The organism is Maribacter sp. ACAM166, assembly GCF_005771495.1.
GTDB lineage: Bacteria > Bacteroidota > Bacteroidia > Flavobacteriales > Flavobacteriaceae > Maribacter.
On record NZ_VAUW01000015.1, the window covers coordinates 1 to 20852 of the forward strand.

Consider the following 20852-nt stretch of genomic DNA (forward strand, 5'->3'; position numbering starts at 1 on the left):
CACTTAAGGCATTTATATGTATTTCTTCCCTTTAAACCAGCTAGATATTCTTTACAATCCAAGTCCGTTTTGAACCGATCAGAGAACTCTAGAATGTTTTGACCCTTAAATATGTCCATAATTCAACGTATTCACTAATACTAAAGATAAGCACTTATCTACTGACCTCTAAAATATAAAATCATGAAAAAAATAATGGTAGTACTTATTTGTACTTTAATACCAATTGGAATTAAAGCCCAAAGTGTTATTGGTGCTTGGGAAAGCTATGTGATTTCTGAAAATGGAGACAAATTAAGAAACGTGGTTATTTTTGCCGATGGCTATCAAGTGTTAACAACATATAATGCGACTACTGGTAAATTTATTCACTCGAATGGGGGTACTTGGAAATTAGAAGGAGATACCATGACAGAAAAAGTAGAATTCCATACCGATAATTCTGAACGTGTTGGTACTGAAGTACGTTTTAAGGTGATTATTGCTGATTCTATAATTGAAATTGTTGATAGTAATCTGAAATTGAATAGAATAGATAATGGTGAACCCGGAAAACTACAAGGCGCTTGGTTAATGTCCGACCGAATAAGAGAAGGCAAAACTCAATTTCGTGACACAAGTAGTCCAAGAAAAACTATGAAAATAGTATCTGGAACTCGATTTCAGTGGATAGCGTATAATACAGAAACAAAACAATTTATAGGAACAGGTGGAGGTACGTACACAACTTTAAATGGTGCATATACTGATAACATCGAATTCTTTTCAAAAGATGATTCTAAAGTTGGTATTACCTTAAAATTTAAGTACAAACTGACTGATGGAAAATGGAATCACAAGGGATTATCAAGTACAGGAAATTTAATAAACGAAATTTGGAATGTGAGGAAATAATTGTATTGAAAAGGAGTGACATATGAAGAATCAAACCTAAGCTTTATAAAAATAAGTACAGTTTTGTGCTTAAACAAAGGTAGCTGCTAGTTTCTTATATCTAATTTTCGGAAAAATCCATCGCACAATAGTGAAGAAGCACTTGCATTCGCACTTGATATGCCGGCGAGCTTTGAGCCAGATGCAGTCTATGGCTATTCAAATACCAATTATTTATTGCTTCGCAGACTCATTAAAAACGTGGTGGGTTATAGCGATCACCAATATATCAAGGAGGAAATTTGGAGACCACTTGGACTAAAAAACACGTTCGGGTCGCCTTAGTGAAGTGAATATTGACGATGTTATGAGTGGCTATTACGTTGGATATGAGGAATATTTAAAGGCTTAGGAACAGGGAATATTAGCTACAGCAGAAGATGTAGGCATTTTCTTGAGAGCATTAAACGATGGCTCCGTGTTTGATAAAGGGGAACAGGAAATCTATTCTTCCATTTACGTTTATGAACATACAGGTCTGGTTGTTGACTATCAGAGTATTGCAAAATACCACAAAGACATCGACACCGTTGTCATTCAATTTATGAATACGACTAATTTTGATGTATAGAACTGGAATTTATCGGAGGTCTTTTATAATCGTATTGTAAAAATACTGAGGCGTAAAAAAAGCGCTTAATAAGGTGGAAAAGGTATTAAAACTCTTTTTATGTTAAATGTTGTACATAATTTTCCACCACTACGCTCTTTTCAGGAATGATTATGTGTGTTTTTAGTTCCGTAATTTACTGATTAAAACACAATATTTAAATCAATAGATTATGGGGTTTTTTAAGAAACAAGGCCTTATTATTTTATAACAAATTATAAAAGGTCTTATTCCTAAATTTTGGAGAAAAGTTTAAACAACATATATCTACTGTTGTAGCATATTCATATAAAGTTAAATACCTTATGAAAAGATTCTCTTGATGATAGGTTTTATACCATTTAATTAATTTTATTATGCCACGTCATTATTAGTAAGTGTTGTGTAAACTTATAATTGCTATCTTAAAACATTGATTAATAATAAACCGAATATGAAAGTACAATTTCTCTATTTACCCTTTGTCTTAGTATTGCTGGCTTCCTGTAAACAAGAATCTCCCAAAGCATCCTCTTTGGTCCATTATCAAGGAGATGAAACCTATTCCGTCATTTTTGGCAATACCGTTGTAGGACATCTTAAAACCCATATCGATGGAGATATTATCCAAGTGGATTACGATTATAAAAACAATGGTCGAGGTCCTACTATGAAAGAAACCATTGTGTTAAATAATGATGGCTTCCCGGTTCAATGGGATATTAACGGGAACACTACATTTGGGAATACCGTGGAGGAACACTATACATTGAATAAAACGGCTGCTTCATGGACTGACGCTACCGGTAGTGATAGTACTACGGTGACTAATGCTCTGTGGTATGTAAATCAATCAGGGAGTCCTTATTCGACGATTCTTACCGCTCGTAGTCTATTAAAATCACCTGATTATTTATTAGATGTGCTTCCAGCGGGTACATTGCAGCTTACAGAGATGGAAAGCACAAGCGTTACCGTCGATTCAACTACCGTTGATCTTACTACCTACGCTATATCTGGAGCCGATTTGAATCCCTCATATTTTATTGCGGATAGTGATCAGCGATTGTTTGCTGTGATTAGCCCACGGTTTGTTATTGTGCGTGAAGGGTTTGAAGCACAAGAAAAAGAACTTCGGGCCTATGCCGAAAAATATTCTGCTGAACGATTTGAATCACTACAAAAAAAATATGCCCATACCTATGGGAAAAACGTACGTATTGCCAACGTGCAATTATTCGACCCCAATACGTTGGCACTAACAGGGCTTTCATCGGTGTTGGTAGATGGCGATCGTATCGTAAGTATCGATGCCCCTGATACCAGGGGTGAGGATGAAGTGGTCATCGATGGGGCAAGTGGAACCTTAGTAGCTGGAATGTATGAAATGCATGCCCATGCCGGGGATGAAGGTGCCTTATTGAATGTATTGGCCGGAGTTACTTCCTTCCGAGATATGGGGAACGACAATGAGGTTTTAGACGATTTAATCAAAAAAATAAATTCAGGCGTTTTAGCCGGACCGAGAATTCATCGATTGGGCTTTATTGAAGGACAAAGTGAATACAGTGCGAATAATGGAATTTTGGTTTCGAGTGAAGAAGAAGCCTTAGCCGCTGTAGATAGCTATCATGACATGGGTTTCTATGGGGTGAAACTATACAATTCTATGAACGGGGATTGGGCACCAGCCATCGTTAAAAAGGCGCACGAGTACGGGATGTTTGTATGCGGCCATGTACCCGCATTTTCGAATGCTAATGCCATGTTACGAGCCGGTTTCGACGAAATGACCCATATCAATCAAACCATGTTGGGTTGGGTCTTGGAACCAGGGGAAGATACACGTACACTGCTTCGTCTTACGGCATTAAAAAGATTTCCAGCATTAGACCTTAATAGTCCTAAGGTGCAAGAATCAATGGATTTATTTGTTCAGAATAAGACTGCTATGGACCCAACCTTGGCTATCCATGAAGTGTTGATGAAAGCTAGAAATGGTGAAGTCTGGGAAGGTACCAAAGATATCATAGAACATATGCCTCCAAACGCACAACGCGGATTTAAGGTGGCGTTGGCAGATGTCGCTTCCCCGCAAGACGACCAAGCTTATCGTGAGGGCTACAATAAAATTGTGGAGACCTTAAAAATGATGAAGGAGAAAGGAATACTTATCGTACCAGGGACCGATCTGGGAGGGGCTTTCTTTTACCATCGTGAATTGGAGCTTTACCAACAATTGGGGTATACACCTGCTGAGTTGTTAAAACTAGCCACCTATGATATGGCTCACTATTTAGGGGATGAGGATCTCGGAAGCATTGCACCCGGTAAACTGGCTGATTTCTTCTTAATTCCTGGAAATCCAGTTGAGGATATCAAAGCCATCAAAACAATTTCAATGGTATCTCGTGGTGGTACGTTCTACTATCCAAGTGAAGTGTACCCTGCTTTTGGTATACAACCCTTCACTCCAATGCCGGTAATAGAAGAGTAAGAAAGACGGAAGCAAGAGATTATTAGAACTAGTAATAATGCTAACACGATTGATTTAAAACTGTGGCGTAAATAAAACGTGTAACACAGCCTTTGGAAGCACCTTCTGCCCAGAACGAGTTCTGGAGTATAGATTTATGAGTGATGCGTTAACCGACGGCAGCAAGCTACGAGTATTCAATGTAATCGATGATTACAATAGTGAAGTATGGCTATCGATGCAGGACTATCGTACCCTATCATAACGGTGGTGGAAATACTGGAAACCAATGTAAAATGGTTAAATAGAATGTTTCAATAGATTTTTAGAGAAGATATACTAGGTGCATATTGTTTTAATGATATCTATCAGCTTCAAAAGATTAGCGATAACTGGGGAGAGGAAGTCAACTCCACAAATGCAAACAAATAAATCCGTAAATTGTAAATAGCGAAGTATTAAACTACTGTTATGAACATACCTGAAATTCCTAATTTAATACATTACGCAATTCCTTTTTTTGTGGTAACCGTTATTCTTGAAGTTATATTAACTGTTAAAGTGAAATTAGAAGAATATGAATATAGAGATGCAAGATCTTCTATTATTATGGGCTTAGGGAATGTAGCTATTGGTTTATTTACCAAGGGTATTGTATTAAGTCTATTCTATATCCTATATAATTTTCATCATGTATTTGATATACCTTTTTCTTGGTGGGCTTGGATTATGTTGTTATTTGCTGAAGATTTTTGCTATTATTGGTTTCATAGATGTAGTCATGAGAGTAGATTTCTTTGGGCAAGCCATGTAGTTCATCATTCTTCAAAAAAATATAATCTAAGCACAGCTCTAAGACAAAGCTGGTCTGGTGGTTTTTACACGTTTATCTTTTGGATTCCTTTAATTTTTATAGGCTTTCATCCTGTTATGGTTTTGGTACAGATGTCTATTAGTTTAATTTATCAATATTGGATTCACACCGAATTAATTGATAAAATGCCAAAATGGGTTGAAGCTATTTTTAACACTCCTAGTCATCATAGAGTTCACCATGCTACGAATCCTCAATATCTGGATAGAAATCATGCGGGAATTTTTATAATTTGGGATCGACTTTTTGGCACTTTTGAACAGGAGAGGGAAAAGCCAATTTTTGGTTTGGTAAAAAATATTGATACCTATAACCCTGTAAAAATCGCTTTTATTGAATGGTATGCTATGATTAGAGATTTCTTTACATCAAAAACATCCATCATAAATAAGTTTAACTATTTAATAAAGCCTCCGGGTTGGAGACATGATGGAAGTAGTATTTTATCTTCGGATTTACGAAAAGAATGGGAAGAAAATAAAAAACCCAATGTTTGATATAGCATCGAATTTAGGTGTTTACAAGCCGATTTGTTTTAGTCTTGGTTACCGTAATTTTTATTTTCGTCTGAATTCGAAAAGATAATGAGGAAATGATAAATAATAGAAAATTTAATAATGCTAGCAGATACTAATGTGTGTGAAACATAGCGAATTGAAGCTGGTAAAGAAACGTATTCTTTTCTGTAAGAAGCAAAAAATTTTAAATTTGGTTTTAAATTTGATAAGTTAAAACCTGTCTTTCTGATAGGTTTAGAAAGTTGGTGCTTTTTTACAAGTTACATTTCAAGCATTCGATGAAGAATTGAATTAGATATTCTAGAATATGAATAGTACGAAAGAAATAATAGCAAAGAGGTTTTTTCAAATAGGTACGTTAAACTATTTATTTTTAATACTCTCAGTTTTTATTATTTCCTGTAACAGTCAAGACAAAAAAAACACATCACAAGAGGGGATTGGAGAACCAAAGACAATTCACAACGATACTCCTGAAAAAGGAAATCAAAATACGAACCAAAAGTATCAGATTCCCTACATTGATTTAGCCCCTGACCCTTCTTTACAGATAAGTGAATTCGTTCGAAGGATATTTCAAGATAAAAGTGGAAATCTATGGTTTGGAACCAATGGTGATGGAGTTGCCCTTTACAATGGAGACTCCCTTGAGTATTTCTCAATTGATGAAGGTTTCGGAGGTGTTGCGGTAAGAGGAATTGTAGCCGATAAAGAAGGTGATGTTTGGTTTGGAACGAATGGCGGTATAACAAAATATGACGGAAAATCATTTATTAATTATACCGAAAATGATGGTCTTATACATAATGATGTTTGGAGTATTGCGATTGATGGCAAAGGAATAATTTGGATAGGTACCTTGCAAGGGTTAAGTCGATTCGATGGAGAAGAGTTTACTCCCTTTACGCTGCCAGAGGCAGAACCAGATTATAACAGAGGTGTGACAAGTGCAAAGATAGTCCATAACATTATGGAAGACAGTAAAGGGGATATGTGGTTTGGTACCAATGCGGGCGCTTATATTTACGATGGAAAATCATTGATCAATATTTCAGAAAAAGATGGACTGTGCAATAATGCTGTGAATGATATTCTAGAAGATAAGAATGGGAATATTTGGTTTGCTACGCATTACAAAGGAGTCTGTTTTTGGGATGGAAAATCTTTCACGCGTATGGCCACAAAAGAAAGGGCTAGTGGTACTGAAGTTTGGAGCTTATATGAAGACAAATCTGGTCAAATCTGGTTTCCGATTGAAAATTTTGGTGTTTACCGTTATAATAAAAAGTCGCTAATCAATTTTAATATAAAGGATGGTCTTGCTAGCACTGCCATACAATCCATCTTTGAAGATAAAGAAGGAAGACTTTGGCTAGGAGGTCATATGGGACTTTTTCGGTATGATGGTATTTCCTTTAAGAGTATTTCCAAGAAAGGTCCTTGGTAAAAGCATTTGCTACCTTACCTAATAATAGATAGTTGAGGGTATTCTTTACTTTTTGAACGTATCAGTGCTAAAACGAAGACCATAAACTGTATTCTAAAAAACCAATTGAATTATGAAGTATAGTATTAAAGCAAGTTCCAGTTCAAAAAATAATGCTTCAATAAATATCAAACAATCTAAAATTACTTTTGGAATCACTCCTGAAACCGCTGATACGCTAGCAAATCCGGCAGAATTATTTTTAGGCTCATTTTCGGCCTGTATTCTCAAAAATGTAGAGCGTTTTTCTATTCTAATGAATTTTGAATACGAAAAGGCAGAAATAGTAGTGAACGCAACACGTCTTGAAAAACCACCTAGGATGGACGAAATTATTTATGAATTGAGTGTTTACAGTGAAGACGATAGTCTAAATATAGATTTGCTTAAAAAGAATATTGAAAAGTTTGGAACGATATTTAACACAGTGCAGTCCTCTTGCTCTATCGTTGGTGAAATTAAAAAAATAACAAAATGAAAAGTTGGATTGATAAAGCCAGAACTAACAACTATTATAGGTTATAGCTTAGTTTTTGCATGCTCATAAAATTAAATATCCTTTCAAAAGTAACATTTCACTTACTAAATCGTCGATGTATTAATTCATAGAAATGAACAATAAAGTAATTGCATACATCGGAATACTTGGAGTCGGTTTATTTGCTGTCACAGCCATTGTTGGCGGGTTCTTAATTGATGATTATAGTGTACTTAGTCAGTATATAAGTGAATCGTTTGCGATAGACACCGAATACGGATGGTTTTTACAAACCTTTGGGTATATACCAAGTGGAATTCTAATTATGTTTTTTTGTTTTCGTACAGTTAATTTTTTTCCAGACTTAAAATCTATTAAAGTCGGATTCTATGGTCTAGGGATTTTCTACGGACTAGGAACAATACTAGTTGGAATATTTCCATGTGATACGGGTTGCAATGTGAAGTTAATAGACCCAAGTATAGCCCAACTCATACATAATGCAATGGCTGCACTGACCTATATTTTCGTTCCCATATGTATTATCGGAATTGGTCTCGGATTGAAACAATTCCCCAACTATAACCGATTATTTAGAATAGCCATGACTTCTGGCGTCATAAGCGCATTCTTCATTTTTATATTACTAGCTAACCCGGAGTCTGAATTGAGAGGTCTTTTACAACGGATTATAGAATCGATATTTATAATTTGGATTGTTTCTTGTGCACTAAACATAATGAAGCACGTCGCTACAAAAGGCAATGAAGAAACACAACTACATTAAAATATAGGCTAAGAGGAATCGAATTTCTAAGCTAAGTACTTTAGAAGCAAAACTACTGCTTGTAAACCACGCCATCTTTCATGACAAAAGATACATTTTTCATAACATTAATATCCTTTAAAGGATTGCCTTCTATAGCGATGATATCGGCCAAAAAGCCTTTTTGCAAAGTCCCGAGTTTATTTAAATGAAACATATCGGCATTACCTGAGGTAGCAGATTTTAAAACCTCGACAGGTTTCATACCATAGTCGACCATAAGTTCCATTTCGCAATAATTTTCCCCGTGAGTAAACACACCTACATCACCGCCAAAAACAATCTGCACGCCAGATTCCAAAGCAGCTTTAAAAGATTTTCGTTTCTGTTGAATTCGTTCGGGTTCTGGATCATTAACTTTATTCCAACCGCGGTATTGCGTAATGGCATCGCCAGCGGCAAGAGTTGGGCAGAAGCCTATTCCTTTTTCCTTCATCATCTTAAAAATCTCAAGAGTTCCACCATCTCCATGTTCAATGGTTTCGACACCACCCTTAATTGCTCTTTTCATGCCTTCTGGGGTCCCTGCATGCGCTAATACATACTTTCCTGCACTTTTGGCAGTGGCTACCATGGCATCAATTTCTTCCTGTAAAAAAGTAGGTTTAGAATCTGCACCTGGGGTCCAGCGATAATCTGCATAAATTTTAATAAGGTCTACTCCATTGCCCATTTGTCTGCGAACGGTTTCTATGCATTGATCTACGCCACTTGCAGGCTCGGCACCTAAGGGCACAGTGACACCATCGTGAAAGCCTTTGGGGCCGTAAGCTCCTGTAGCAACTATTGCTGGTCCGGCAACTAGAAGTCTAGGCCCATTGATAATACCATCCTCAATGGTTTTCTTTATATACACATCTGTATATCCAGCACCTTCAGCGCCTAAATCCCTCATAGTGGTAATACCTGCCATGAGTGAATTTTCAGCATGAACCGTACCTCTAATTGCACGTTCAACTGGGGATTCTTTCAACACTTGGTCATTCCAATCTGTTTCATTGTATGGGTGCAACAGTATATGTGAATGCCCTTCTATAATCCCAGGCATCAGAGTTGTGCCAGACAAATTAATTTCCGTTGTGTTACTTGGTTTTTTTAATCCGTTGAGGTTTCCCGTGTAGGTGATTATATTGTCTTCCACCAGAACAACCCAATTTTCATGGAGTTCCGCTCCATCAAATACACGGTCGGGTACTAAAAGAGTTTGTGCAGAACTTATGAATGCAGAGAATAAACAAAAAAGCAGAATAGATTTCATAGTGGCGATTTAATTATTTTACAATGGCGGAATTTAAAAGGCTATCCAAATCATCTTTGGTATACGGAGTTCCTTTTTTTATGACCATAAAAATATCCTTAGTGCTTTTGATATCTTTTAGGGGGTTGCTATTGAGCAAAACGATATCCGCTATTTTTCCTTCAGAAATGGTTCCATAGTTCGTGTTCTTATTTAAGAATTTAGAACCATTGTAGGCAGAAGTTCGTAATGCATCTAAAGGAGAAATTCCGGTAACGACCATTGCTTCCAATTCTTTATGCAATGAAATGCCAGGATATATATAACTGTTGTATGCGCCACTATCAGAACCGGCTAAAAGTGACACTCCATTTTCATTCAAGGAATATGCAAGTTGTCCAAAAAATCGGTCCAACTCTTTACGGTCGGCAACTGCCTTTTCTGATGCATTTTTTACGCGGTCAATTCTACCTTGATATGTTTTTTGAATACCTTCTGACATGAAAGCTAAATAGGGGTCTTGAGAATGGTCTACTTCATCTAAATAACTTAAGACACCACCAATATATAGCGTAGGTACTACGAAGACATTATTTTTTTTTAATTTGGCAAAGGTGTGTTTAGCTGTAGCATCGGTATAAGATGATTGCAGTAACGGCATAGCATCCCAAAATCCAATCGCTTGAGTATTCAACTGTTGTGTGATTTCCTTTTCATTCGAAGCACAGCCCTTCATAATATAATATAAATGTTCAATGGCATCTATACCTGCATCAATTGTTGCATCAAGTTCAACTGTAAAGGGCATATGCCCAGAGGTAATAAGGTTTCTCTTTTCAGCTTCTTCAATTGTTTTCAGGTAGGTACCACCAGAAATTTGGCTATCGTATAGTTTTACAAAATCTACAGGTATCACCTGTAATGAATCAAGAGCTTTATTAATTTCCTGGTCATTTTCAACTTCTAATGAACCGGCCCAAGTAGCGCCAGGACCATCTATTTTAGGACCAGAGGTGAAAATGGTGGGTCCTATTAATTCTTCATTTTCAATAGCTTTTTTCCAGTCCATTACAGATGTTGTTAAATCACCACCGGCATCACGTACCGTTGTAATACCATTTGCTATGAACAAGTTTAAAAATGTTTTGTTCGCTTTTATCAGAGAATCACCGCCTCTAAAATGCACATGATTGTCCCAAAAACCAGGTAGTGCATATTTGCCTGAACCATCAATTATTTGAAAAGCCTTTAGGCTTGATTTTTCAAGTGTGGGTTCTATTTTAGCAAATTGACCATCTTTTAGGTACATATTTGATATTTCAATCAGCCCCGTTTCTAAATCAATAATATTCACATTTTTGATGGCTAAGTCATAAGCAACATTTGGTTCTGATGTACATGAAACAAAAGCCATTAAAAATAGGATGCTGTAGCTTAACTGTTTAAATCTAATTGAGATTGGCATGTTTGTTTAGTTAAGGTGGAAAGTTAAAAATAATTACCTATTCAACATTTGTCGTATTAAGATAAAAACAAAAATCATAAGACTATAACCTATAAAAAAAGGAATTATATATGCTTTTAGTCCCAAGACTAAAAAGAGTCCGATAAATAATAGCTGGAAGCCTAAACCAAAAGATGAAACGGCTGTCATTAACCAATTAGGCAATCGCTTTTCTTTAAAGGCATTTTTATCTAGACCATAAATGATACGATCGTATGCCCCATAACAAAAAGAATATATGCTATAAAACAGGTCTACAGTTTTTTGATTTTCAGAATCGAATGCTTTGGGCACTTTATTTTCAAAAATCCTACTGGTAGTATCTCCATTAAACCTATTTCTCAAAATAACATAGTAATAATTATAGAGGGTGCCTTGTAGTTGTATACCTACGAAAGCTAAAAGTGCTAAAAAGATATCACTGTTAGTAATATGCCAAATAGTTAGTATGAAAAATAGATTAAGTATGAAATCTGAAATAGAATCAAAATATCGTCCAGTATGTGAGGGGGTATTCTTTATTCGCGCTAGCTCCCCATCGGCGGCATCTAAAATAGATTTCAAAATCAGAAAAAATAGTGCTCCCCAATATTGACCATATAGCATAAAACCAATAGCTATGAGTCCGCTAACAACAAAACTAAGTGTTACATGAATTGGAGTGCAATTGGTGTTTTTTAATGACTGCGCTATTATGAGTGCAATGGGTCTTCCATAATCAGATAAGTCAAAAAACTGATTTTGTAAAGGTAATTTTGGCATTGTAAGTGGTTGTACACTAAACTCCAATAACGAAGACACGCTAGCTTGGGTAAAGTATACTATATATGCAAAAATAGGTAAAACCTTGGAAATTATTCACCATTGAGTAGCGGTTTCTAAAATTATAAATATCGGGTTAGACTGGGTATAATAGGATGTGACTTTTACGTTATTGCTACAGTATAATTGAAAAAGTAAAATAGTTGAATTCGAATAAAAATGAGTATTAAATTGTAATATTAAGGTTATAATGGCTCGTTATAACTTTAATGTGCAGTATTTTATTGTTACATTTATCAATTGTTAAATCAACTAATCAACAATTATTTACTTATGAAGAAAATTTTAATGGTGCTTCTTTTGGGCTTTGCACTTACTATTGTCTCATGTGGTGGCAATAAACGTGATGGGGAGCCTAAGGTTTTGGTGTTTTCAAAAACCATGGGTTTTAAACATGCTTCTATTCCTGCAGGAATCACAGCAATTCAAAAATTAGGTCAAGAATACGGGTTTGTAGTAGATACGACCAAAAATGCGGAGATGTTCAGCGATGAAAATCTTAAACAGTATTCTACGGTTATTTTTATGAGTACAACAGGTAATGTGTTAGACCAATTTCAAGAAGCTGCTTTTGAGCGTTATATTCAAGCAGGTGGAGGTTATGTCGGTGTTCATGCAGCAGCAGATACCGAGTACGATTGGGGTTGGTACAATAATTTGGCAGGGGCTCAGTTTTTAAGCCACCCAAGTGGTACTCCAACTGCCGATTTTATCATTAAAGATAAAAACTTCATTGCAACAAAATTTTTCACTGATAGCGTTTGGAACAGAACAGATGAGTTGTACAACTACAAAAACATCAACCCAGATGTAAATGTTCTAATGACCTTAGATGAATCTTCTTATGAAGGAGGTGAGAATGGAGATTTTCACCCGATAGCTTGGTACCATGATTTTGATGGTGGCCGTGCTTTTTATACAGGTGCAGGTCATACAGACGAGAGCTTTTCTGAAGACTTATTTTTGAAGCACCTTTTAGGTGGAATTCAATATACCATTGGTGATAATTTAAATTTAGATTACTCGAATGTAGCTTCTCAAATACCACCCGATTCAGATCGTTTTGCAAAAGTAGTATTGTCAGAGGGTCAGTTTTTTGAACCTACTGAAATGGCCGTTCTACCTAATAGTGATGTTTTGGTAGCACAACGAAGAGGAGAGGTAATGTTGTATAATAACAAAACGCAAGAATTAACGGAGGTGGCCAAATTAGATGTGTATTGGAAGACATTGAAGACGCCAGGTGTTAATGCAGAAGAAGGTCTTATGGGGTTGCAAAAAGACCCGGACTATGCGAATAATCATTGGATCTATCTGTATTACGCCCCAACGGGTGATACATGGATAAACCGTCTATCACGTTTTAAATTTATGAATGGTAAATTTGATTTAGAATCAGAGCAAGTTATTCTAAATGTTGATAGCCAACGTGAAATTTGTTGTCATACGGGTGGTTCAATTGCCTTTGGGCCAGATAATCTTCTTTATCTTTCAACAGGTGATAACTCTACGCCTTTCAATGAAAAGGATGAAAAATATGTAAGTAATGGTTTTGCTCCTTTGAATGATACACCAGGTCACGAGCAATTTGATGCTAGACGTACATCGGGTAACACGAATGATCTTCGTGGTAAGATTTTAAGAATTAAGGTAAAGGAAGATGGTACGTATGAAATTCCTGAAGGTAACTTGTTTGCGGTAGGTACTGAGAAAACAAGACCTGAGATTTATACCATGGGACATAGAAACCCATATAGAATATCTGTAGATATTAAAAGAGGGTATGTATACTGGGGCGATGTTGGACCAGATGCGAGAGCAGACAGTTTAGCGACAAGAGGACCAAAAGGTTATGATGAAATGAACCAAGCTCGTAAGGCAGGTAACTTTGGTTGGCCTATGTTTATTGGTGACAATTATGCATATCATGAATATAATTATGAAACAGGCGAAACTGGACCATCTTTTGATCCAGAAAAACCGATGAATACTTCTAAGAACAATACAGGTTTAACTGAATTACCGCCTGCAACACCTGCTTACGCATATTATCCTTATGATGAGTCGGCTGCTTTTCCACAAACTACTACAGGTGGTAGAAATGCCATGGCAGGACCTACCTATTATTCAGATTTATACCAAAGTGATGAAAAGCTACCAAGTTATTATGACGGTAAAGTCATTATTTATGATTGGATGCGTGGTTGGATGTTCGCTGTTCATTTAGCTGAAGACGGTAGTTTTAGTAAAATGGAACCTTTTGCACCTCATGTTAAGTTGAATAGCTTAATTGACATGGAAGTTGGCCCGAACGGTAAAATATATCTTTTGGAATACGGTAGTGGTTGGTTTTCTCAAAATGCAAATTCTGCTTTAGGATATGTTGAGTTCAACGGCGGTAATAGACCACCAGTTATTGATAACCTTATTGTAGATAAAACTTCTGGAAAAACTCCTTTATCTGTTAATGCAATGGTAGAAGCTAGTGATCGAGAAGGTGATGCTGTTAATTACCTATGGGATTTTGGTAATGGTGAAACCAAAGAAACTACAGAACCAAATGTAAGTTATACGTATGCTGATGCGGGTGCATTTAAATTGAATGTTGCCGTTTCTGACGACAAAGGTGCTTCAGCAGTTAGTGAGAGTACTAGTGTCATTGCAGGGAATTCTAGACCAGAGGTTGCTATTTCTTTAGGAGAAAGCAATCCGGCATTTTATTTGCCAGGTCAGAAAATCACGTATGATGTATCGGTTACAGATCAAGACGGAACTACAATCGACCCAAAAAACATTTTCGTAAGTGTTGATTATTTAGAGGGAATGGATAAGGTGGCCATGAGTATGGGGCATCAACAAGTTTCTGCCGCCGTTACAGGCAAAGCACTGGCTCAATCAATGGATTGTAAGACATGCCATAAAGAAGTAGAAGCATCTATTGGGCCGAATTATAAAGACGTGGCTAAGAAATATAAAGATCGTCGTGATGCCTTGACGTATTTACAAGGTAAAATTGTTACAGGTGGCACTGGTGTTTGGGGTGAGGTGACGATGCCTGCACACCCAAATATTACTTCAGATGAATCTAGACAGATTGCATTGTACATTCTTTCGTTGTCTGGGGATCAAATGAAAGAGAAATCTTTACCAGCTAAAGGTACTATTACAGCAGAATCATCTGCACCAGGTAATATGTTGGTCATCACTGCTAGTTATACCGATGAAGGTGCAGAAGGTACAATACCGTTAACAGGGTCTAAATCGATTGCAATACCAAGTAGCACAGTTAAATTTTCTGATAAAATTAAAGCTGACGGAATGCAAGCTATGAGTTTTGGCGGTATGGATCTTTTGCTAATTAACAAATCTGAAGGCTGGTTCATGCTAGAGAACATGTCTTTAAAAGGAGTTAAGTCAGTCTCACTAACCGCAGGTTGGCAAGCAGCACCAACAATGTTCTTTGATTTTGAAATTCACGAGAATACGCTCGGTGGTCCTTTAGTGGGCAAAGGCATATTGTCAGCACAACCCGCAGGTTCACAAGGAACAATGTTTACCTTGCCAATTACGGGTACTGTTTCTAGTGATGGTCCTTACTATATCACTTTTAAAGGGGAAGAGGGTAAAGAACTTTCGCAGGTAGCGCTTACAAGTGCTATTTTTAAATAGAATTATATTTTTTTTATAGAACTAAAAAGTCCGCTCGTGAGCGGACTTTTTTTATGTTATTAGTGAATGGTATGCCATAAGTTTATTAAGAATTGTAATAGAATTAGCGACTTAATTCTATACTTATTGACGCACCGATTTTCATCAATAGATTCGTTTCGGTTTCCGTGAAATCATAGGGTATCGGTTTTGCAATACCAATGGTGCCATATAATTTTTCTTGGTAAAGTAATGGTGCCGCTAAAGAACCCTCAACTTTGGTATCCTTTGCTGAAGGTCTTGCTATACCAGATTCATCTGTTTGCAGGTTACACATTTCTACTGGTTTTCTGCGTTCTGCAGCAATACCAGCCATACCTTTTCCTATGGGAATGGTAGATAGTTTTGGAATTAAAAATTCAGGAATACCAATTTGAGCTTGTAATTGTAGCATCGATTCGTTATCCAAAAAATGTAAGGTTCCCGTAGAACAATCAAAAAGGGCTAACGTCGATTTTAAGATATTTTCCCAATTAGGATTATCCTTCGATAATTCATCAATAATAGCATAAGGGATTTCTTCTGAGTCGTTCATTTTATATCATTTTTTGAAGAACCAATTCTGTGAATTAGCACTTTACTTACCTAATGATAAAGATACGTTTTATCTTTTTTTGATAGAAGTGACCTGTTAAGCAACTTTTGTCCCTTTAGGCGGCTTTCGATAGGCATAATACCCTAAAACAGCGTTAATAGCCTTTGCGATGGCAATTCGGATAGGGAAAAGCTCTTCGCCTAAAGACTCATCTATAGAGCGTAATTGCATGTAGTAATCACTTATCAATGGGTAATTATTTTTAGCGGCAATATGCGATTCTGCCTTGGCGACTGCATTCGGTATCCCTTCTTTAATAGGTCTGCACGTCACTAATATAGGTTTGTCATTTTTATGGAGCATGGCAGAAAATCCAAATAACCTACAAATGAGTCCGCGGTGTGCATAGTCTGAGCAGAATCCTATTTCACCAGGCGCAAGTACGGTATTTAGAACCGGACATAATGTTGTAGAGTGGTCATTGTTTAATTTATCAAGCCAGATTTCTGCTTCACCATTTTTAAAGAGTGAATAGGCCAAGGGCAAAAATTCTAAGGCAGTGGCATTTATATCTGGTTTGGTACAGCATTTACCACAATTAGGCATACAGCCTAGTCCTGTGGATTTTTGAAAGGAACCCACCTCTATTTCTAATTGAGAGAAAATACGTTCTACCGCTCGAACTTTTAGGTATATTGACAATGATTGAATTAAGTATGCGAAGGTAGACTAAGATTAGATGCCGTGAACATGACTATATCATATAATGATATAGTCATTAAAAACCTCGGGTTGAATATTTATAATGGGCAATGGCACTAGGGGGTTTAAATACAAACAGTGAGTTCAAAATAGTTCTGTCTTCAATTTTTTAGGAGTATTATCGGACTGTTCAATTATTTTAAATTTGATTACACCCAATACGTGTTCTTCATCTGTTAATACTTGTACTTCCCATTCACCAGGTTTTACGTTGTTTTTATACGTATAGCCTCTAAAACCACCGTCACGCCCTCCTGTGATATCATATCCGATGTCCTCAGTGGTTTCCCATGCTTCAGTACTGTCATTATACCATTTCCATCGATGAAAAATTGCCTTTTTCAAATCTGTAGGTGCGAAAATTGATGAAAAGATATAGACGCTTTCGTTGGGTGTATAGCTAAAATCTAATTTGTGTTTTCTCCAAAATACATACGAATCCTCAGACTCATAGGTTACTTCATAATTGTTATTTTTCAGCTCCACATTATGGGCAACTATGCCTTTATCCAATGCTAATGGAACTGGAGGTATAAGTTTCATAAAATAGAATAGATTGAGTATACCGTAAATGGCCATTATAATAGCAATCATCTTTCCTAATTTTATTTCTTTTCGAGTACTCGGACTCCTGCCGTAGATGAAAATCAATAATATTAATGTGCTAGCAAGACTTACAGCTCCTGAGATTAAAAATACACTAGTATTTAATTCCTTTAAAAATACAGGAATCATAAACGTGAAAAAGGTAAAGCTGATAAAATAGTATACGCCAAATTGTAAGTATTTATTTGATATCCTTTTTTTAAGAAACTCATTCGCTATTAATAAAAGCACTAGGATGATGAAAAATGAAGCGGTCTTTGAAAGGGATACACTTCTGGAAAAATAGATGACGTAAGCACTTGATAGTCCACCGAAAAAAAACTGAATCGTTAAAGGAAAATACTCTTCATACCGTTCTAAGAACGTGTTCTTCCATTTTCCGTCATCAACAAGGTTATAAAGATATAATGTTATGGATAATGATGACATGTGAAGACATAAGACCAAAAGATCATAAGTGCGGTCAATACGGCCAAGCGTAAAGGTGTCAAAGATAAATCCACCAATAAAAAATAACAGTGGGGCATATTTAGAATGCTTTCGAATGATCGTTCTGAAAGCGCTATTTTTAAATCTAATTAATGTTCTTTTCATTAAGGGCTATGCAGTAATACTCCGATAAATATAAATCAAATTGATGGCTTGAATAGCCCTTATGCTATAAACTATAAACCCTATAAATTAAAAGCGAATTAAACATGATGCTAATTCGACTTGGTATCAATATAAAAATTTGAATCTATTGTTATAGTCTCCAAATCTCCCTTAATTCGTTGAGTTTGCCAGTTGTTGCTCGGTTTTATCCACTTGGGTTTCTCATCAACATAAATTCGTACTGGTAGTGTAAAGCCTTCTGCAGTATTGGTAAAACGATAGGTGATTTTTTCACCCTTAGTTGAGTACTCTAAAACAGGAATTTTAGTAGACCGCAAATACTGATCAAAGAACGGTCTTAAATCTCGTTTCATTTGCATGCTGATATAATGTTCAATCTGGTCTGTAGTTACAGTTTTATGATAAAATTCTTTATTCAAACCACGTAGTATATCTCTCCATTTATCGTCATTGTCGACTACCTGCCGTAAGGTGTGTAAGATATTTGAACCTTTAGAATACATATCACCGCCACCCTCATAGTTTACGCCATAAATACCGACAATGGGTCGGTCATTTTTAATATTCTTACGAATACCTTGTACATAAGCGTTTGCCGCTTCGGTACCGTAATGGTAATCTAAAAACAAACTTTCAGAGTAGCAGGTAAAGCCTTCATGTATCCACATATCGGCAGCATCTTTATAGGTTATATTATTAGCAAACCACTCATGACCGGCCTCATGGATAATTATATAATCGAATTTTAAACCCCAACCAGATTCAGAAAGATCCCTGCCCAAATAGCCTTTCATGTATTTATTTCCATAGGTTATTGAGCTTTGATGCTCCATTCCTAAATAGGGTACTTCTACTAATTTAAATGAATCCTCGTAAAAGGGGTAGGGACCAAACCAGTATTCGAAGGCTTCCATCATTTTAGGAGCATCCTTAAAATGCTCTTTTGCTTTTTCCTCATTTCCTTTTAAGACATAATAATCCATGTCCAATATCCCTTTCTCTCCTTGGTATTTTTCGCCAAAGTGAACATAATCTCCAATATTTACATTAACGCCGTAATTGTTGATTGGATTAGAGACGAACCAATGTGAAGTGTTCGTAGCCGTATCCAGTTTTCTCAATCTACCGTTGGCTACATTGGTAAGTCCTTTGGGTACTTTCACACTAATCAGCATACTGTCTACTTCATCATACATATGATCTTTGTTCGGCCACCAGACACTAGCACCCAAACCTTGGCAAGAGGTGGCTACGAAATGCTTTCCATTTTCATCTTTTTTCCATGAAAAACCACCGTCCCACGGTGCATTAATTGCTTCTTTTGGATGCCCAGAATAAGTGACTACGATTTCATTAAATGCACCCTTTTTCTGTTGTTTCTGTAATTGGATAAAATGGGCATTCCCGTTATGTTCAATTTCAAGTTCCTTACCATCTTGAGTTACTTTTTCAATGACTAAAGGTTGTTGTAAATCTATCTGCAAAATTTGATGGGATTCAAGCACTTTATAGCGAATGGTATTACTACCGCTAATAAATTTATCATCAGGATTTACATCAATATCCAAATGATAATAATTCAAATCCCACCAAGTGCGTTCTGGGGTGATACTGCCCCTAAGGGTATCCTGTTCCGTGAACGTTTGTGCGTAAATGACTGAACTAAAGCAAAGTAAGGCTAAAATGAGAAATGCTATGTTTTTCATGCTGTCTTTTTTTATTTAATGGGATGTATATATTGGCGAACCCTAATTGGCATAGTTTCAAATTAACGGTCACACCAAAATGTGTAATAAATCATTATACTTTAAGCAAGGTATCGGACCATTTATTTTTTTGGTCATAAACAATTTATGTTAATGAGTTCGAATTAGTTCTGTCCGAGAATTTCATCAAAATAATGCGTTTCTAAATAGATTTTTGCAGCGTTAACGAACGCAACTGCAAAAGCTTGTCTTTGCGCTGCTGTTTCCCTAAGCCCTGCCCGGTTGCATTCTACCTGTATTCCATCTATTGTTCCTCCTTTATAAGAACTGTAGTTTGCCGTGTTATAGCCTCCACTAAAGTAATTGTCCGGACCTAATGGAACTGGGTCTGAAGCAGACGGGACAGCGGGGAAACCCGCTTGGTATAATAAACTACCAAAGGCACTATCACCTTTTAAGAGGTCTACATGTGTTAGGTCTGTTAAATTATTATTTGCAAGATTTTGAATGGAACTCACTTCTAATAGTTCTTCGCTATTCAGAGTTTCATCTGGCAGTGCCAGCTCATCTTCATACAGTAGATAACCCAATTCAATCCGTTGTTTGGGATTTCCATGACCATGGAGGTCAATGAACAGGCCCTTTTTGAATTTAGTATTTACCGCATTCATGTTATTTTGTATTTGGCCATGAAAAAGGTCCCAAACGGCTTGCGCATTCGTATCGCCACAGGTCGCATCTTCCCTATTTCTATTGGCATCCATTTTGGATCGGTGTATTTTATTTATGATTAAATAGGGTGTTAGGCCTGTTTTGGAAAACTCATCCATAATGGCTTGAGCCAGTTCTATGGTAAATTCATCCATGACATTTACCGCATCATTGCAAGTGCGGTCTGCTATTTCATTGGGCCGCAAGTCACCACCATGCGGCACACTCATTATCAATGGAATATTGCCAGTTTCAAAATCCACATATTCTTGAGCACTGAAAGGTGTTCCTTCAACGATTTCACTGCTATCTTTATCTTCACAACTTAGCAAGAGAAAAGCGGACAAGCCCAATGAAAGGTAAAAAGGTTTTAAAAATAGAATTAAGAAAGCTTTCATAGCGTAACTTTTTATTAAAATCTTCAGTTTATTCAAAAATATAATAGCCTATATAAAGTTCACTTCTT

17 protein-coding genes and 1 pseudogene are annotated in these 20852 nt (G+C 36.5%); 9 read left to right on the top strand and 9 right to left on the bottom strand.

The window, feature by feature from the left end; genetic code table 11:
* Nucleotides 1-119: pseudogene (locus ES765_RS11610) on the bottom strand (IS1595 family transposase); the annotation flags it as partial.
* A 64-nt stretch (nucleotides 120-183) separates the two neighbouring features.
* On the opposite strand from ES765_RS11610, the gene ES765_RS11615 reads away from it, so the two are divergent.
* From ES765_RS11615 to ES765_RS11645, 8 genes are all read left to right on the top strand, one after another.
* Nucleotides 184-894, top strand: a complete 711-nt coding sequence (locus ES765_RS11615; RefSeq protein WP_138114493.1) for a membrane or secreted protein — start codon at nucleotides 184-186, stop codon at nucleotides 892-894.
* A gap of 159 nt (nucleotides 895-1053) precedes the next feature.
* Nucleotides 1054-1218, top strand: coding sequence for a serine hydrolase domain-containing protein (locus ES765_RS22700; protein ID WP_317131410.1), 165 nt, complete (start codon nucleotides 1054-1056; stop codon nucleotides 1216-1218).
* Nucleotides 1219-1327: 109 nt separating this feature from the next.
* A complete protein-coding gene (locus ES765_RS22705) occupies nucleotides 1328-1504 on the top strand; it encodes a hypothetical protein (RefSeq protein WP_317131411.1) in 177 nt (58 codons plus the stop codon).
* 472 nt (nucleotides 1505-1976) lie between these two features.
* Nucleotides 1977-4019: an amidohydrolase family protein gene (locus tag ES765_RS11625; protein WP_138114494.1), complete on the top strand. Its 2043-nt coding sequence runs from the start codon at nucleotides 1977-1979 to the stop codon at nucleotides 4017-4019.
* A gap of 450 nt (nucleotides 4020-4469) precedes the next feature.
* The gene (locus tag ES765_RS11630) at nucleotides 4470-5369 is read left to right on the top strand and encodes a sterol desaturase family protein (RefSeq protein ID WP_138114495.1); all 900 of its coding nucleotides are present in this window, start codon (nucleotides 4470-4472) and stop codon (nucleotides 5367-5369) included.
* A gap of 328 nt (nucleotides 5370-5697) precedes the next feature.
* Nucleotides 5698-6837, top strand: a complete 1140-nt coding sequence (locus ES765_RS11635) for a two-component regulator propeller domain-containing protein (RefSeq protein ID WP_138114496.1) — start codon at nucleotides 5698-5700, stop codon at nucleotides 6835-6837.
* A gap of 112 nt (nucleotides 6838-6949) precedes the next feature.
* Nucleotides 6950-7354, top strand: a complete 405-nt coding sequence (locus tag ES765_RS11640; RefSeq protein ID WP_138114497.1) for an OsmC family protein — start codon at nucleotides 6950-6952, stop codon at nucleotides 7352-7354.
* Between the two features lie 133 nt (nucleotides 7355-7487).
* Nucleotides 7488-8141 carry a DUF998 domain-containing protein gene (locus tag ES765_RS11645; RefSeq protein ID WP_138114498.1) on the top strand — a complete coding sequence of 218 codons (654 nt, stop codon included), beginning with the start codon at nucleotides 7488-7490 and terminating at the stop codon, nucleotides 8139-8141.
* A gap of 52 nt (nucleotides 8142-8193) precedes the next feature.
* Here the strand turns inward: ES765_RS11645 and ES765_RS11650 are convergent, their stop codons facing one another.
* Genes ES765_RS11650 through ES765_RS11660 form a run of 3 tightly spaced genes read right to left on the bottom strand, consistent with a single transcriptional unit; the run spans nucleotide 8194 to nucleotide 11683 of the window.
* Nucleotides 8194-9438, bottom strand: coding sequence for a metal-dependent hydrolase family protein (locus tag ES765_RS11650; protein WP_138114499.1), 1245 nt, complete (start codon nucleotides 9436-9438; stop codon nucleotides 8194-8196).
* Between the two features lie 13 nt (nucleotides 9439-9451).
* Nucleotides 9452-10882, bottom strand: coding sequence for an amidohydrolase family protein (locus ES765_RS11655; RefSeq protein ID WP_249356354.1), 1431 nt, complete (start codon nucleotides 10880-10882; stop codon nucleotides 9452-9454).
* 33 nt (nucleotides 10883-10915) lie between these two features.
* The gene (locus tag ES765_RS11660) at nucleotides 10916-11683 is read right to left on the bottom strand and encodes a CDP-alcohol phosphatidyltransferase family protein (RefSeq protein WP_138114500.1); all 768 of its coding nucleotides are present in this window, start codon (nucleotides 11681-11683) and stop codon (nucleotides 10916-10918) included.
* A gap of 333 nt (nucleotides 11684-12016) precedes the next feature.
* Between ES765_RS11660 and ES765_RS11665 the strand changes: the two genes are divergently transcribed.
* A complete protein-coding gene (locus ES765_RS11665) occupies nucleotides 12017-15412 on the top strand; it encodes a ThuA domain-containing protein (protein WP_138114501.1) in 3396 nt (1131 codons plus the stop codon).
* Nucleotides 15413-15515: 103 nt separating this feature from the next.
* Here the strand turns inward: ES765_RS11665 and ES765_RS11670 are convergent, their stop codons facing one another.
* The 5 genes from ES765_RS11670 to ES765_RS11690 all read right to left on the bottom strand — a co-directional run bounded on the left by ES765_RS11670 (nucleotide 15516) and on the right by ES765_RS11690 (nucleotide 20784).
* Nucleotides 15516-15986 (bottom strand): GAF domain-containing protein, encoded by a 471-nt coding sequence (locus tag ES765_RS11670; protein WP_138114502.1) that lies wholly within the window; start codon nucleotides 15984-15986, stop codon nucleotides 15516-15518.
* Between the two features lie 96 nt (nucleotides 15987-16082).
* Nucleotides 16083-16688: a YkgJ family cysteine cluster protein gene (locus ES765_RS11675; RefSeq protein ID WP_138114503.1), complete on the bottom strand. Its 606-nt coding sequence runs from the start codon at nucleotides 16686-16688 to the stop codon at nucleotides 16083-16085.
* A gap of 144 nt (nucleotides 16689-16832) precedes the next feature.
* Nucleotides 16833-17948 carry a DUF2914 domain-containing protein gene (locus ES765_RS11680; protein ID WP_138114504.1) on the bottom strand — a complete coding sequence of 372 codons (1116 nt, stop codon included), beginning with the start codon at nucleotides 17946-17948 and terminating at the stop codon, nucleotides 16833-16835.
* Between the two features lie 110 nt (nucleotides 17949-18058).
* Complete coding sequence (locus ES765_RS11685) at nucleotides 18059-19675, bottom strand: M1 family metallopeptidase (RefSeq protein ID WP_138114505.1); 1617 nt, start codon at nucleotides 19673-19675, stop codon at nucleotides 18059-18061.
* 164 nt (nucleotides 19676-19839) lie between these two features.
* Complete coding sequence (locus ES765_RS11690; protein WP_138114506.1) at nucleotides 19840-20784, bottom strand: hypothetical protein; 945 nt, start codon at nucleotides 20782-20784, stop codon at nucleotides 19840-19842.
* Nucleotides 20785-20852: the final 68 nt, after the last annotated feature.

Coding starts and splice junctions, on each gene's coding strand:
- ES765_RS11615 (WP_138114493.1), top strand. CDS start 184: ATGAAAAAAATAATGGTAGTACTTATTTGTACTTTAATACCAATTGGA.
- ES765_RS22700 (WP_317131410.1), top strand. CDS start 1,054: ATGCCGGCGAGCTTTGAGCCAGATGCAGTCTATGGCTATTCAAATACC.
- ES765_RS11625 (WP_138114494.1), top strand. CDS start 1,977: ATGAAAGTACAATTTCTCTATTTACCCTTTGTCTTAGTATTGCTGGCT.
- ES765_RS11630 (WP_138114495.1), top strand. CDS start 4,470: ATGAACATACCTGAAATTCCTAATTTAATACATTACGCAATTCCTTTT.
- ES765_RS11635 (WP_138114496.1), top strand. CDS start 5,698: ATGAATAGTACGAAAGAAATAATAGCAAAGAGGTTTTTTCAAATAGGT.
- ES765_RS11640 (WP_138114497.1), top strand. CDS start 6,950: ATGAAGTATAGTATTAAAGCAAGTTCCAGTTCAAAAAATAATGCTTCA.
- ES765_RS11645 (WP_138114498.1), top strand. CDS start 7,488: ATGAACAATAAAGTAATTGCATACATCGGAATACTTGGAGTCGGTTTA.
- ES765_RS11650 (WP_138114499.1), bottom strand. CDS start 9,438: ATGAAATCTATTCTGCTTTTTTGTTTATTCTCTGCATTCATAAGTTCT.
- ES765_RS11655 (WP_249356354.1), bottom strand. CDS start 10,882: ATGCCAATCTCAATTAGATTTAAACAGTTAAGCTACAGCATCCTATTT.
- ES765_RS11660 (WP_138114500.1), bottom strand. CDS start 11,683: ATGCCAAAATTACCTTTACAAAATCAGTTTTTTGACTTATCTGATTAT.
- ES765_RS11665 (WP_138114501.1), top strand. CDS start 12,017: ATGAAGAAAATTTTAATGGTGCTTCTTTTGGGCTTTGCACTTACTATT.
- ES765_RS11670 (WP_138114502.1), bottom strand. CDS start 15,986: ATGAACGACTCAGAAGAAATCCCTTATGCTATTATTGATGAATTATCG.
- ES765_RS11680 (WP_138114504.1), bottom strand. CDS start 17,948: ATGAAAAGAACATTAATTAGATTTAAAAATAGCGCTTTCAGAACGATC.
- ES765_RS11685 (WP_138114505.1), bottom strand. CDS start 19,675: ATGAAAAACATAGCATTTCTCATTTTAGCCTTACTTTGCTTTAGTTCA.
- ES765_RS11690 (WP_138114506.1), bottom strand. CDS start 20,784: ATGAAAGCTTTCTTAATTCTATTTTTAAAACCTTTTTACCTTTCATTG.